Source organism: Nocardioides sp. Z50_6 (assembly GCF_058215755.1).
Window position 1 is genome coordinate 696786 of sequence record NZ_JBZAJB010000001.1, and the last position, 13168, is coordinate 709953.

Annotated in this window: 13 protein-coding genes; 9 read left to right on the forward strand and 4 right to left on the reverse strand. The window is 73.8% G+C overall.

Annotated features, from left to right (window positions below):
• Nucleotides 1-22 precede the first annotated feature (22 nt).
• On the forward strand, nt 23-1396 hold the full coding sequence (locus tag AC4BGE_RS03355) for a class II fumarate hydratase (RefSeq protein ID WP_490574328.1): 1374 nt from the start codon (nt 23-25) through the stop codon (nt 1394-1396).
• Between the two features lie 115 nt (nt 1397-1511).
• Nucleotides 1512-2933, forward strand: a complete 1422-nt coding sequence (locus AC4BGE_RS03360) for an acyl-CoA synthetase (protein WP_490574329.1) — start codon at nt 1512-1514, stop codon at nt 2931-2933.
• 9 nt (nt 2934-2942) lie between these two features.
• Here the strand turns inward: AC4BGE_RS03360 and AC4BGE_RS03365 are convergent, their stop codons facing one another.
• From AC4BGE_RS03365 to AC4BGE_RS03375, 3 genes are all read right to left on the reverse strand, one after another.
• Complete coding sequence (locus AC4BGE_RS03365) at nt 2943-3575, reverse strand: aggregation-promoting factor C-terminal-like domain-containing protein (protein ID WP_490571757.1); 633 nt, start codon at nt 3573-3575, stop codon at nt 2943-2945.
• 176 nt (nt 3576-3751) lie between these two features.
• Nucleotides 3752-5059, reverse strand: a complete 1308-nt coding sequence (gene phoH2, locus AC4BGE_RS03370) for an RNA 5'-3' helicase PhoH2 (protein ID WP_490574330.1) — start codon at nt 5057-5059, stop codon at nt 3752-3754.
• 299 nt (nt 5060-5358) lie between these two features.
• On the reverse strand, nt 5359-6135 hold the full coding sequence (locus AC4BGE_RS03375) for an isoprenyl transferase (protein ID WP_490571755.1): 777 nt from the start codon (nt 6133-6135) through the stop codon (nt 5359-5361).
• A gap of 110 nt (nt 6136-6245) precedes the next feature.
• Here AC4BGE_RS03375 and trhA point away from each other — a divergent pair, with 110 nt between their 5' ends.
• From trhA to AC4BGE_RS03395, 4 genes are read left to right on the forward strand one after another with little or no spacing between them, the layout of a single operon-like run.
• On the forward strand, nt 6246-6965 hold the full coding sequence (gene trhA / locus AC4BGE_RS03380) for a PAQR family membrane homeostasis protein TrhA (RefSeq protein ID WP_490571754.1): 720 nt from the start codon (nt 6246-6248) through the stop codon (nt 6963-6965).
• Nucleotides 6966-6997: 32 nt separating this feature from the next.
• The gene (locus tag AC4BGE_RS03385; RefSeq protein ID WP_490574331.1) at nt 6998-8503 is read left to right on the forward strand and encodes a protein adenylyltransferase SelO; all 1506 of its coding nucleotides are present in this window, start codon (nt 6998-7000) and stop codon (nt 8501-8503) included.
• 18 nt (nt 8504-8521) lie between these two features.
• Nucleotides 8522-9169, forward strand: a complete 648-nt coding sequence (locus AC4BGE_RS03390) for a DUF1775 domain-containing protein (RefSeq protein ID WP_490574332.1) — start codon at nt 8522-8524, stop codon at nt 9167-9169.
• Nucleotides 9166-10794, forward strand: a complete 1629-nt coding sequence (locus tag AC4BGE_RS03395) for a copper resistance CopC/CopD family protein (RefSeq protein WP_490574333.1) — start codon at nt 9166-9168, stop codon at nt 10792-10794. The genes AC4BGE_RS03390 and AC4BGE_RS03395 overlap by 4 nt, the downstream gene beginning before the upstream one ends.
• On the opposite strand, the gene AC4BGE_RS03400 is transcribed toward AC4BGE_RS03395, so the two are convergent.
• Nucleotides 10788-10916 (reverse strand): hypothetical protein, encoded by a 129-nt coding sequence (locus AC4BGE_RS03400; protein WP_490571750.1) that lies wholly within the window; start codon nt 10914-10916, stop codon nt 10788-10790. The genes AC4BGE_RS03395 and AC4BGE_RS03400 overlap by 7 nt on opposite strands.
• A gap of 126 nt (nt 10917-11042) precedes the next feature.
• Between AC4BGE_RS03400 and AC4BGE_RS03405 the strand changes: the two genes are divergently transcribed.
• From AC4BGE_RS03405 to AC4BGE_RS03415, 3 genes are read left to right on the forward strand one after another with little or no spacing between them, the layout of a single operon-like run.
• Nucleotides 11043-11723 (forward strand): VOC family protein, encoded by a 681-nt coding sequence (locus tag AC4BGE_RS03405; protein ID WP_490574334.1) that lies wholly within the window; start codon nt 11043-11045, stop codon nt 11721-11723.
• Nucleotides 11724-11758: 35 nt separating this feature from the next.
• Nucleotides 11759-12289 carry an ArsR family transcriptional regulator gene (locus tag AC4BGE_RS03410; RefSeq protein WP_490574335.1) on the forward strand — a complete coding sequence of 177 codons (531 nt, stop codon included), beginning with the start codon at nt 11759-11761 and terminating at the stop codon, nt 12287-12289.
• On the forward strand, nt 12286-13158 hold the full coding sequence (locus AC4BGE_RS03415) for a M23 family metallopeptidase (RefSeq protein ID WP_490574336.1): 873 nt from the start codon (nt 12286-12288) through the stop codon (nt 13156-13158). Before AC4BGE_RS03410 ends, AC4BGE_RS03415 begins: the two co-directional genes overlap by 4 nt.
• Nucleotides 13159-13168 lie beyond the last annotated feature (10 nt).

Sequence of the window (13168 nt, forward strand, 5' to 3'; positions counted from 1 at the left end):
GCCGGTGGGTACGGTCGTCGGCATGAGCGACTACCGCACCGAGCACGACTCCATGGGCGAGGTCCAAGTGCCTCGCGACGCCCTGTGGCGGGCCCAGACCCAGCGCGCCGTGGAGAACTTCCCGATCAGCGGCACCCCGGTCGAGCCTGCCCTGGTCCACGCCCTGGCACTGGTCAAGAGGGCCGCGGCCGGCGTCAACGCCGAGCTGGGGGTGCTGGACGAGGCGCACGCCGAGGCGATCCGCAAGGCCGCCGCCGAGGTCGCCGCGGGGCAGCACGACGACCACTTCCCCATCGACGTCTTCCAGACCGGGTCGGGGACCAGCACCAACATGAACGTCAACGAGGTCCTGGCCTCGCTGGCGGGTGAGGGCGTCCACCCCAACGACCACGTCAACGCCAGCCAGTCCTCCAACGACACCTTCCCCACCGCGATCCACGTGGCCGCCTCGCTGGCCGTGAGCCGCGAGCTCGTCCCGGCTCTGGAAGTGCTGGGCGGGTCGCTGGCCGCCAAGGCGGAGGAGTTCGCCCACGTGGTGAAGTCCGGGCGCACCCACCTGATGGACGCCACCCCGGTGATGCTCGGCCAGGAGTTCGGCGGGTACGCCGCCACCGTGGCCTACGCGGTCGAGCGCCTGGAGTCGGTGCTCCCCCGGGTCCGCGAGCTCCCCCTGGGCGGGACCGCGGTCGGCACCGGCATCAACACCCCGCCCGGCTTCGCGCCCCGGGTGATCGCGAGCCTCTCCGACGAGACCGGCGAGCCCTTCAGCGAGGCGCGCAACCACTTCGAGGCCCAGGGCAGCCGCGACTCGCTCGTCGAGCTCTCCGGCGTCCTGCGCACCTACGCGGTGGGGCTGACGAAGATCTGCAACGACCTGCGCTGGATGTCCTCGGGCCCGACCACCGGGCTCGCCGAGATCCGGCTGCCCGACCTCCAGCCCGGGTCGAGCATCATGCCCGGCAAGGTCAACCCGGTGCTCCCCGAAGCGACCCTGATGGTCTGCGCTCAGGTGGTCGGCAACGACGCGACGGTCGCCTGGGCCGGCGCCGCCGGGAACTTCGAGCTCAACGTGATGATGCCGGTGATCGCCCGCAACCTGCTGGAGTCGATCCGGATCCTGGGCGCCGCCAGCCGGGTGCTGGCCCATCGCTGCGTCGACGGGATCACCCCCGACACCGAGCGGATGCGCCGCTACGCCGAGTCGTCGCCGTCGGTGGTCACCCCCCTCAACAAGCACATCGGCTACGAGTCGGCCGCCAAGGTCGCCAAGAAGGCGCTGGCCGACGGTGCGACCATCCGCGAGACGGTGCTCGCCATGGGCTTCGTCGAGCGCGGCGAGCTCACCGAGGAGCAGCTCGACGCGGCGCTCGACCTCGAGTCGATGACCCACCCGTAGGAGTCGGTCCACCGTCCGCGCCCGGCCACGGCCACTCGGCGCGCGCCAGCGGGACCAGGACCAGCGGCACGGGCAGGCAGACAACCCCACGGCGCCAGGGGCGATGATGGCGTGCGTGGAGACGATCGCGACCGCCCTGACCGAGGGCCGCGGCCACGGTCCGGTGACCATGGCCGGGACGACGCTCGCCCCCGACGCGCTGCTCGGGGCGGCGGCCGCCGTCGCCGCCGGGCTGACCGGGCAACGGCGGGTGGCCGTCCTGGCCGCCCCCACCATGGAGACGGTGGTCGCCGTCGTCGGCGCCCTGCTCGCGGGCGTCGAGGTCGTGCCCGTGCCGCCGGACTCCGGCCGCGCCGAGCTCGACCACCTGCTCTCGGACTCCAGTCCCGGCCGGTGGCTGGGAGCCGCGCCGGCGGGAACCTCGCTGCCCGTCCAGCCGGTCGACCTCGCCGTCCGCGCGCCGTACCGACCCCTCGACGTGGACCCGGACCGGACCGCCTTCGTCCTCTACACCTCGGGCACCACCGGGCTGCCCAAGGGCGTGGTCCTCTCCCGCCGCGCGGTGGCGGCCGACCTCGACGCCCTCGCCGACGCCTGGGCCTGGACACCCGACGACGTGCTCGCGCACGGGCTGCCGCTCTTCCACGTGCACGGCCTGGTGCTCGGGGTCCTCGGCCCGCTGCGGGTCGGCTCCGGCCTGCTGCACGTCGGCCGGGCCACCCCCGCCTCCTACGCCGCCGCAGCGGCCGACGGGGCGACGATGTTCTTCGCCGTGCCGACGATCTGGTCGCGGGTGGCCGAGGAGCCCGAGCACGCCGCGGCCCTGCGCACCGCCCGGCTGCTGGTCTCCGGCAGCGCGGCGCTCCCGGTGCCGGTCTTCTCCCGGCTCCGCGAGCTGACCGGCCACGAGGTGGTCGAGCGCTACGGGATGAGCGAGACACTGATCACCGTGGCCACCCGCGCCGACGGCGTGCGCCGCGCCGGCTGGGTCGGCGTCCCGGTCACCGGCGTGGAGACCCGGCTGCGCCGCGAGGACGGCACCGAGGTGCCGCACGACGGGGAGTCGGTGGGCCGGCTCGAGGTCCGCGGAGCGACCCTGTTCGAGGGCTACCTCGACCGGCCCGAGGCGACCGCGGAGGCGTGGACGGCCGACGGGTGGTTCCGGACCGGCGACGTCGCGGTGGTCGCTCCCGACGGCGCCCACCGGATCGTGGGCCGCGAGTCAGTCGACCTGATCAAGTCCGGTGGCTACCGGATCGGCGCCGGGGAGGTCGAGTCGACCCTGCTGGGCCACCTCGCCGTCGCCGAGTGCGCGGTGGTCGGCGAGCCCGACGAGGACCTGGGCCAACGGATCGTCGCGTACGTCGTCCCGCGGGGCGCCGCGCCCCGGGCCGCCGACGCGCTGGCCGGCGAGCTCACGGCGTACGTCGGCGCGGAGCTCTCGGCCCACAAGCGGCCCCGGGAGATCCGGTTCCTCGACGCGCTGCCGCGCAACGAGATGGGGAAGGTGCAGAAGGCCCGGCTGCTGCCCCGCTGAGCGTGTGGCTCAGTACCAGTTGTTCGCGGCCTTGAAGGACCAGGCGGCGCAGGGGGTGCCGTAGCGGTCGGCGATGTACTCCAGGCCCCAGCGGATCTGCACCTCGGCCGAGGTCATGTAGCCCGCCGGCAGGTCGTGCGTCTGGGTGAGTGCCTGCGGGATGCCGTACGCCGACGAGGTGGGGTTGTCGGCGTCCACCCGCCAGTTGCTCTCGCTGACGTAGAGGGAGTCCAGGCAGCCGAACTGGGAGACCGAGAAGCCGAACTCCGGCATCAAGGCCCGGGCGATGTCGCGGGGGTCGGAGTCGTCGAGCTTCTGGGTGCGCTTGGTGACCAGACCGGCCGAGGTGGAGAGGGCGACCTTCTTCACCGGGTCGCGGCTGGCGCGGCGGTCCGAGCGGGAGACGGTGCCCCGGTCGGCGAGCCGCTCGCCGGCGATCTCGGCCGTCGCGGTGCTCCCGGTGTCGGCGGTCAGCCCCTCGGGGGCCTGGGAGACGATCCCGGTGGAGACCGCCGCGCCGGTCGTCACCGCGGCGACCCCGGTCATCACCGCCGCCCGGCGCAGCAGCCGGCGTGGCTCCCGCTCCAGGCGGTGTGCGCCGGGGGCGCGGTGCTTGGGGACGTGCTTCTCGGGGCTCGACACAGGCTCTGGAACGACTCTCGGTGACTCAGGGGAGGCGGCCCGGGGGCCGCCACTGCGGGTGACTCGTGGCCGGCTGACCTCCGTGAAGGACCACGGAGCGACCACGCGTCACCATGCAGGGTCTCGCCCGCCCAGGCAAACCACAGCCCCACTTTTGGGGAGTCTTGGGAGGAGAGTCACACGGTGACGTCCTCCAGCATCTCGGTGACGAGCGCGGCGATCGGCGAGCGCTCCGAGCGGGTGAGCGTGACGTGCGCGAACAGCGGGTGCCCCTTGAGCTTCTCCACCACCGCGACGATGCCGTCGTGCCGTCCCACCCGCAGGTTGTCGCGCTGGGCCACGTCGTGGGTGAGCACCACCTTGGAGTTCGCCCCGATCCGCGACAGCACGGTGAGCAGCACGTTGCGCTCCAGTGACTGGGCCTCGTCGACGATGACGAAGGCGTCGTGCAGGGAGCGGCCACGGATGTGGGTCAGCGGAAGGACCTCGAGCATCCCCCGGTCGAGCACCTCGTCGACCACGTCGGGAGAGACCAGGGCGTTGAGCGTGTCGAAGACCGCCTGCCCCCAGGGCGACATCTTCTCCGACTCCGAGCCGGGCAGGTAGCCGAGCTCCTGCCCGCCGACGGCGAAGAGCGGACGGAAGACCACGACCTTCTTGTGCTGGCGCCGCTCCAGCACGGCCTCGAGGCCGGCGCAGAGCGCCATCGCCGACTTTCCGGTGCCGGCCCGTCCGCCGAGCGAGACGATGCCGATCTCCGGGTCGAGCAGCAGGTCCAGGGCGATCCGCTGCTCGGCGGAGCGGCCGTGGATCCCGAACGCCTCCCGGTCGCCGCGGACCAGGTGGACCCGCTTGTCGGCGCCCACCCGGGCCAGCGCCGTGCCGCGGTCGGAGAGCAGCACCAGGCCGGTGTGGCAGGGCAGCTGACGCGCCTCGTCGAGGTCCAGGACGCTCTCGTCGTAGAGCAGGTCCAGCTCGGCGGCCGCGACGTCCATCTCGACCATCCCGGTGTAGCCGGACTCGGCCTCGCTGACGCCCTCGGCCCGGTACTCCTCGGCGTCCAGACCGACCGCGGAGGCCTTGATCCGCAGCGGGAGGTCCTTGGAGACCAGCGTGACCCGGTGCCCCTCGTCGGCCAGGTTGCGGGCCACCGAGAGGATCCGGGTGTCGTTGTCGCCCAGCCGGAAGCCGGAGGGCAGCGATCCGGGGTCGGTGTGGTTGAGCTCGACGCGGAGGGTGCCCCCGGCCTCCCCGACCGGCACCGGCTGGTCGAGACGTCCGTTGACGACGCGGAGCTCGTCGAGCATGCGCAGCGCGCCGCGGGCGAAGTAGCCGAGCTCGGGGTGGTGCCGCTTCCCCTCCAGCTCGGTGATGACCACGACCGGGAGCACCACCTCGTGCTCGGCGAAGCGCTTGATCGCGCCGGGGTCGGCCAGCAGGACGCTGGTGTCCAGGACATAGGTGCGGTGCTCGGTGGTGGTCACGTCGTTCTCACCCTCACGGGGCGGCGCGCGCACTCCTCGCCCGCCCCTAGTTCGTGCTGACGGACCGGGTGAGGACCCGAGGACCGGAGTGCCGGCCCCCTCCGACACCGCGCGGGGCGAACTGCCCCGTCTGGTGTGCTGCGAAGTCGTGACTGGTCACGAACGGCCTCCCGGTTTCGGTGAGCTTCCCCACTCGCCGATGCTTGGGAAAGTACGCCGTCCGGGGGCGCCACCACCAGCGACACGCCAGAGCCCGGGGGTCAATCGGCGGGGCGGTCCGGGGCCCGTCCGGGCGGGTCTCAGGTGCCGAAGCGGCGCTCCCGCTCGGCGTAGGCGCGGATGGCACGGAGGAAGTCGACGCGGCGGAAGTCCGGCCACAGCGCCTCGCAGAAGTAGAACTCGCTGTGCGCGCTCTGCCAGAGGAGGAAACCGCCGAGGCGCTGCTCGCCGGAGGTCCGGATCACCAGGTCGGGGTCGGGCTGGCCCTTGGTGTAGAGGTGCTCGGCGATGTGCTCGACGTCGATGGTCTCGGCCAGCTCCTCCAGGGTCGCCCCCGCCGCCGACCGCTCCAGCAGCAACGAGCGCACCGCGTCGGCGATCTCGCGGCGACCGCCGTAGCCGACGGCCACGTTGACCAGCAGGCCGTCGACCTCGCGGGTGGCCTCCTCGGCCGCCTTGAGCCGGGCACGCGTGGGGTCGGGCAGCAGGTCGAGCGCCCCCACCGGGTGGACCCGCCAGCGGCCGGTCGCGGCCAGGGACTCCACCGCTCCCTCGATCACCGCGAGCAGCCCGGCGAGCTGGTGCGGGGGCCGGTTGAGGTTGTCGGTGGAGAGCAGCCACAGGGTGACCACCTCGACGCCGACCTCCTCGCACCAGCCCAGGAACGGCCCGATGTTGTCGGCACCGGCCTGGTAGCCCCGGCTGGTGTCGGCGCCGACGGCTTTGGCCCAGCGCCGGTTGCCGTCGAGCATCACCCCTACATGTTTGGGGATACGGTCGGAGGGCAGGAACTTCACCACGCGGGACTCGTAGGCCGGGTAGAGCAGCCGGCGCACGGCGTCCTTGAAGTTCCCCATGCCCCGGATGCTACCGAGGCGTCAGAGAGAGAGGTGCGACGGCACGTGACCCACGTGAGAAGGATCTCGGTCGTCGACCTGCAAACCTACGGTGTCGTAAGTTGGGAGTCATGAGCGAGTCAGTGCGCGAACGGATGGATCACCTGCACGACAGGGTGGACGACGCGTTCGAGGAGGTGAAGCCCCGGCTGCGAGGGTGGCTGCACGCCGGCACGGTGCCGGTGGCGCTGGTCGCGGGCATCGTGCTCGTCGCCCTCTCCCCCGACGCCTCCACCCGCGTCGGCTCGGCCGTCTTCGCACTCTCCGCCCTGCTGCTCTTCACGGTCTCGGCGCTCTACCACCGGGGGCGGTGGTCCTCGCGGACCCACGTCCACCTGCGGCGCTTCGACCACTCCAACATCTTCGTGCTGATCGCGGGCTCCTGCACCCCGTTCGCCGTGCTCCTGCTCGACGGCGCCGAACGCTGGTGGATGCTCGGCATCAGCTGGGGAGGCGCGCTCGCGGGCGTGGTGATGAAGGTCTGGTGGCTGAGCCACCCCCGCTGGCTCTCCGTGCCGATCTACATCGCGCTGGGTTGGGCGCCGATCTTCTTCTTCGGCGGCTTCGTGGAGGGCGCCATGGCCTACGGGCGCGAGCTCGGCACGGCCGTCATCGTGCTCGTGGTCGTGGGCGGCGCGCTCTACACGATCGGCGCGATCGTCTACGGCTTCAAGCGACCCGACCCCAACCCCCGCTGGTTCGGGTTCCACGAGGTGTTCCACACCTTCACCGTCCTCGCCTTCCTCAGCCACTACGTCGGGGTCTCCCTGGCGACGTACTCGCTGCGCTGACCGCCTCCGGGGCGGTCAGTACCGTGGAGGGAGTGACCCAGCAGCCCGTCCCCTCGTCCGCACCCACGGCCCCCTCGAGCACCGGCGTGCGCCTCGGCCACGCCTTCGCCTCTGCCCTGCCCGAGCTCGCGGTGCCCTGGCAGGCCGAGCCCGCGCCCGAGCCGGAGCTGCTGGCCCTCAACGACCCGCTCGCCCGTGACCTCGGCCTCGACCCGGACTGGCTGCGCACCCCCGAGGGGGTCCGCCTGCTGACCGGCGAGGCGGTGCCGCCGGGCGCGACCCCGGTGGCCCAGGTCTATGCCGGCCACCAGTTCGGCGGCTGGTCGCCCCGCCTGGGCGACGGGCGGGCCCTGCTGCTGGGTGAGCTCACCGACTCCGAGGGCCGGTTGCGCGACCTGCACCTGAAGGGCTCCGGCCGCACGCCGGTGGCCCGCGGCGGCGACGGTCTCGCGGCGGTCGGCCCGATGCTGCGCGAGCACCTGGTCAGCGAGGCGATGCACGCCCTCGGCGTCCCGACCACCCGGTCGCTCGGCGTCGTCGCGACGGGCCGCGCGGTGCAGCGCGAGACGGTGCTACCCGGCGCGGTGCTGGCCCGGGTCGCCTCGAGCCACCTGCGGGTCGGCAGCTTCCAGTTCGCGGCCGGCACCGGCGACGTGGCCCTGCTGCGCCGACTCGCCGACCACGCGATCAGCCGCCACCACCCCGACGCGGCCCAGGCGGAGCAGCCCTACCTGGCGCTCTACGCGGCCGTGGTCGCCGCCCAGGCCGAGCTGATCGCCCGGTGGCTGGCGGTGGGCTTCGTGCACGGCGTGATGAACACCGACAACATGACGATCTCCGGGGAGACGATCGACTACGGCCCCTGCGCGTTCCTCGACGCCCACGACCCGGCCCGCGTCTTCAGCTCCATCGACACCGGCGGGCGCTACGCCTTCGCCAACCAGGCCCCGGCAGCGGAGTGGAACCTGGCCCGGCTCGCCGAGGCGATGCTGCCGCTCTTCTCCGAGACCCCCGAGGAGGCGATCGACCAGGCGACCGCCGTCCTCGCCACCTTCCGCCCCCGTCTCGCCGCCGCCCGGACCGAGCGGACCGCGGAGAAGCTGGGGCTCGCCGGACTCCCGGGCGGAGCCGACGCGCAGACGGTGGCCGCCCTGGGCCAGGAGCTGGAGGCCCTGATGGCTGCGGGCCGGGTCGACCACACCTCGTTCTTCCGCGCCCTGGGCGACGCCGCCCGTGGGGACCGGGAGCCGGCCCGCTCGCGGGTCCTCGACCTCGCCGGCTTCGACTCCTGGCTGGAGCAGTGGCTGGCGCTCGGACCCGACCCGCGCCTGATGGACCGCTCCAACCCGGTCCACGTGCCGCGCAACCACCTGGTCGAGGAGGCCCTCACAGCCGCGACCGGCGGAGACCTGGAACCCTTCGAGCGGCTGGTGGAGGCGGTGACCGACCCGTTCGAGCCGCACCCGGACAGGCAGCGCTACGCCGAGCCCGGACCCGAGGAGTTCGACTCCACTTTCCAGACCTTCTGCGGGACCTGAGGCCCTACGCTCCTCCCCATGCCCTCGCGCCGGCCCGTCCGGGTCCTCGCCGTCCTCGCCGGCGCGCTCGCCCCGGCAGGCATGGTGCTCGTGGCGCCCGGGGCGGGAGCACACGTCTCGGTCACCCCCGGCACGGTGACCGCCGGGGAGGAGGCCGTCGTCACCCTCGAGGTGGACCACGGATGCGGGGAGTCGGCCACCACCCGGCTCGAGGTGCGCCTCCCCGACGGGCTGGAGAGGGTCACCGTGGCGCCCACCCGCTCCTGGCGGGTGAGCCAGGAGGACAGGGTCCTGGTGCTGGAGGCCGTCACGCCCCTGCCCAGCGATCTGCCCGCCGACTTCGCTCTCGCCTTCGACGTCCCGGACGCGACCGGCGAGGTGCTGGCCTTCCCGACGGTGCAGAGCTGCGAGGAGGGCGAGGAGGCGTGGATCCAGGTCGCCACCGGCGGCGCCGTCGCCGAGCTCGACCTTCCCGCGCCGACGGTCCGGGTGGTCGGCGAGATCCCGGCGACGACGGCGGATCCCGGGTCGGCCCGGTGGCCGGCGATCCCCCTGGTCGCCCTGGTGGCCGCGGTCGCCCTGGTCGCTGCGGTCCTGGCTTCCCTGCTGCTCGTGCTGCGGGGACGGCGGCGCCCGGACGGCGTCCCGGAGACGCGCCCCCGGTGAGGCGGCTGCTCGCGGCCCTGGTCCTGCTGGTGGCCGGGACGACCCTCGCCACCGCCGCGCCCGCCTGGGCGCACGCGCGGCTGACCGGCACCGACCCGTCCGAAGGCGCCGTGCTCAGCGAGGCCCCGTCGTCGGTGACGCTCTCCTTCAGCGAGCCGGTGCGGCTGACCGGCCGGCGGATCACCACCTACGACGCGGCCGGCGACACGGTCGCCTCCACGGCCCGGGTCGAGGGGTCCCGGGTCGAGGTCGAGATGGGCGAGCAGCTGGTGCGCGGCACCTACCTGGTCTCCTGGCTGGTCGTCTCGGACGACGGCCACCCGCTGCGCGGCACCCTCACCTTCTCCGTGGGCGCGCGAAGTGCGGTGATCGTCCCACCCCCGGCCCTCCCCTCGGGGAGCGACATGGCCGCGGACCGGGGCCTGCTCGCGGGGCTCGCCCTCGCGGGGCTGCTGCTGATGTCGGGTCTGGCCGGGTTCCTCGCCCTGCTGTACCCGCGGGTGGGGCGAGGAGCCCGAGGCCTGCTGCGCGCGGCGGCGGCGGTAGCCGTGGTCGCCGCCTGGGTCCAGGTCCCGGTCGCCTCCGCCTACGCCCAGGGCCTCGGTTGGTCCGGCCTGACCGAAGGGTTCGAGCCCGAGCTGGTCGCCTGGGAGATCGGGGGCGCCGCCCTGGTCACGACCGGTGCGCTCCTCGTGCTGCTCGGCAGCCGAGGCCCGACCCTGGGCCGCCCGGGCCGCGGAGCCCGGGCGCTGCTGCTGGTCGGGGCCTTGACGGCCCTCTGGGCACCGCCGTTGGTCGGCCACTCCCGCTCCTACGGACCCGCGCTCCTCGTCCAGGGCGCCGACGCCCTCCACGTGCTCGTCGCCGCCGTCTGGACCGGCGGGGTGGTGGGGCTGTGGCTGGTGCTCCGGGAGGACGGCCGCGCCGTGGCCGCCCGGGCGCTCGGCCGCTTCTCGACCGTGGCCGCCGGCTCGCTGGTGCTGGTGGCGGCCAGCGGGTTGTACCTGGGCTGGCGCATCCTCGGCTCCTGGTCGGGCCTCGTCACGACGACGTACGGCGTGCTGCTGCTGGCCAAGGTCGCGCTGGTGCTGCTGGTGACAGGGATCGCCGCCTGGAACCGGCTCGTCCTGGTCCCCCGGCTCGCGCGCGACCGGGGGAAGCAGGAGCGGCTCGGCCGGACCCTGCTGGCCGAGGCGGCACTGCTGGTGGTCGTCGCCGGGGTCGCGGGCTTCCTCTCCAACCAGCCGCCCGACGAGGGGCCCGAGCCTGCGGAGCCGCCCCGCCCGGTCGCGGAGACCGTGGAGCTGGGCGACCTGCGGGTCGCGGTGGCGCTGACGCCCGGCGCCCCGGGCGGCAACACGCTGACCCTCCGGGTGCAGGACCCGGAGGGCCGCCCCGTGGCGCCCGGCTCCGCCCCGACGGTGGAGTTGCGGTCAGCGGAGTTCGACCTCGGCACCCTGGCGCTGCGCGACGTGGGCGAAGGGGTCTACGAGGCCCTGGTGCCGCTGCCCCGCGGCGGCGACTGGCGGCTCTCGGTGGGGCTGCGGACGAGCCGCTTCGATCATCCGGTCGCCACCGTGGAGGTGCCGATCCCGGAGGCGGCCGAGGAGTCGGCGGCTCAGTAGCCCAGGCCGAGCACCGCGAGCAGGAAGCCGATGACCGGGACCGTCCACAGCATCAGCAGGCCCCCCATCTCGGCGAGACGGTCGTGGTCGCGTCCTTCGGGTACCACGTGCGGGGTGGTCACGGGGAGCCTCCTGTTTCGGGGTACGGATCTCCCGGAACGTGCCCGGTCACCGGGATCGGGAAACCCCCTGGTCGGCGTGTCGTGCACCTCTTCCCCAACATCCGTGGCCCTGCTTGACTTCCCGTCATGAGTCTCGTGACGTGGAAGGACCTCTGTCTCGACGCCGTGGACGTGGGCGCCCAGGCGCGTTTCTGGGCGGCTGTCAGCGGCCTGGAGGTCGCGAGCGCCGAGCCGCCGGCCAGGCTTGAGGGCCCCACCCCACGGCACACCGTCTGGGTCAACGAGGTGGACCGCCCCCACGTGGCGAAGAACCGGCTCCACCTCGACGTCGACTGCGCTTCGGTCGACCACCTGCTGGCCCTGGGCGCCCGGGTGCTGGCTCCCGCGTCGGAGACCGGATTCGGCTGGACGGTGATGACCGATCCGGAGGGCAACGAGTTCTGTGCGTTCGTCCGGGGCGCGGACGAGGTGCCCGACTACCGCCTGCACGGGGTCGCCATCGACTGCGCGGAGGCCGAGACACTGGCGAGGTGGTGGGGGTCGCTCTTCGGGGCCGAGCCCACCACCGAGCCCGGGGACGACTGGTGGACCTTGACCGGGGTCGCCGCCGACGACCGGATGACGCTCGACTTCTGCCCGGTGCCCGAGCCGCGCACAGTGCCCAACCGGGTGCACTGGGACGTCACCGGTGACGTCGACGAGCTGCTGGCCCGCGGCGCGACGCGCTTGTGGGAGATGCCCCGGTGGACGACGCTGGCCGACCCGGAGGGGAACGAGTTCTGCGTCTTCCCGCCTACCCGACCTTAGGCTGTTATTACGTAATTCCGTAGTACCGTGGAGGCATGCCCTCCTCCGACCGTCTCGCCGACCTCGAACGCCGTGTGGCTGCGCTTGAGACCCTCTCGCTCAGCACGGGGTCCTCCCCCACGACCGCGGACGCAACCACCACGCCGCCCCGCGCGGCGTCCGACCCAGAGCTCTGGGCGCTCGAGGGCCTGCGCGCCCGGGTACCCGAGCCGGGCGCCGTGATGCTGGTCGGCGACGTCCGCCTCCCCGACGGCCGCGTGGCCCAGTGGCAGGAGGGCGCTCTCGCCGGCGACCTGGTCGACGGCGACTGGGAGGCCGCCGGCGATGCGCTCGCGGCCCTGGGCCACCCCGTCCGGCTGCGCCTGCTCCAGCGGGTGCTTCGTGGGGTCACGACCGTCCAGGAGCTGAAGGAGACCGACGGCGTCGGGACCAGCGGGCAGGTCTACCACCACCTGCGGCAGCTGGTCGCCGCCGGCTGGCTGCGCGCCCTGGGCGGCGGTCGCTACGAGGTGCCGGTGGCACGGGTCGTGCCGGTGCTCGCCGTCCTGCTCGGGGCTCGCCGATGAGGCGGGCGGTCGCCCGCTGGCAGACCTTGTGGCTGCGCCTCTTCGTGGTCGCCGTCCTGGGCACCGTCGCGCTCGACACGCCCTTCCCGCTCAGCCTGGCGGTGATGGTGGCCCCGTTCCTCCTCTTCCTGGTGCGCCCGCCCGCCAGCGACCGCGACCCGGTCGAGGTCGCACCTCCGGTCCGGGGCCGGTGGACGGCGATCAACAGCCCCGGCTCTGCGGTGCCGAGCCACGGGGTCAAGGCCTACGGGCAGGCGTACGCGGTCGACCTGCTCGTGCCGTCCGACGAAGGCTCGCCCCCTCCGCTCGGGTGGTCGCTGCGCGGCCGCGTTCCGGAGAGCTACCCGGCCTTCGGCCTGCCCGTGCTGGCGATGGCCCCCGGCACCGTGCTGGAGGTGCGCGACTCCGCGCGCGACCAGCGGGCCAGGAGCACCTGGCCGTTGCTCATCTGGATGCTCACCTTCGGGGGCTTCCTGCGCGAGCTCCACGGGGCGACGGGGCTCCTGGGCAACCACGTCGTCCTCGCCCACGACGACGGGACCTTCTCGGCCTACGCCCACCTGCGCCGCCGCTCGGCGACCGTCCGCCCCGGGGAACAGGTCGAGGCTGGGCAGCAGCTCGGGGCGGTCGGCAACACGGGGAACACCTCCGAGCCGCACCTGCACGTGCAGCTGATGGACCGGCCACGGCCCGCGGAGGCGGCGGGGATCCCGATGCGCTGGCCGTCGCTGCAGTACGAGCCCGCGGAGCGCGAGGACCGGTGGGCGTCCGGCGACCCGAAGCACACTGCTCTCGCCGACTTCCCGGCGAACGGGCAGGTCTTCACCGCGCTCCCAGCGAGCACGAGCGGGCCGGCAGGTCACTCCTGACGCCGGCCGG

Bases quoted from the DNA above. Each gene is read 5' to 3' on its own strand.
- AC4BGE_RS03355 (WP_490574328.1), top strand. From the start codon at position 23: ATGAGCGACTACCGCACCGAGCACGACTCCATGGGCGAGGTCCAAGTG.
- AC4BGE_RS03405 (WP_490574334.1), top strand. From the start codon at position 11,043: ATGAGTCTCGTGACGTGGAAGGACCTCTGTCTCGACGCCGTGGACGTG.
- AC4BGE_RS03390 (WP_490574332.1), top strand. From the start codon at position 8,522: ATGCCCTCGCGCCGGCCCGTCCGGGTCCTCGCCGTCCTCGCCGGCGCG.
- AC4BGE_RS03415 (WP_490574336.1), top strand. From the start codon at position 12,286: ATGAGGCGGGCGGTCGCCCGCTGGCAGACCTTGTGGCTGCGCCTCTTC.
- AC4BGE_RS03410 (WP_490574335.1), top strand. From the start codon at position 11,759: ATGCCCTCCTCCGACCGTCTCGCCGACCTCGAACGCCGTGTGGCTGCG.
- trhA (WP_490571754.1), top strand. From the start codon at position 6,246: ATGAGCGAGTCAGTGCGCGAACGGATGGATCACCTGCACGACAGGGTG.
- AC4BGE_RS03375 (WP_490571755.1), bottom strand. From the start codon at position 6,135: ATGGGGAACTTCAAGGACGCCGTGCGCCGGCTGCTCTACCCGGCCTAC.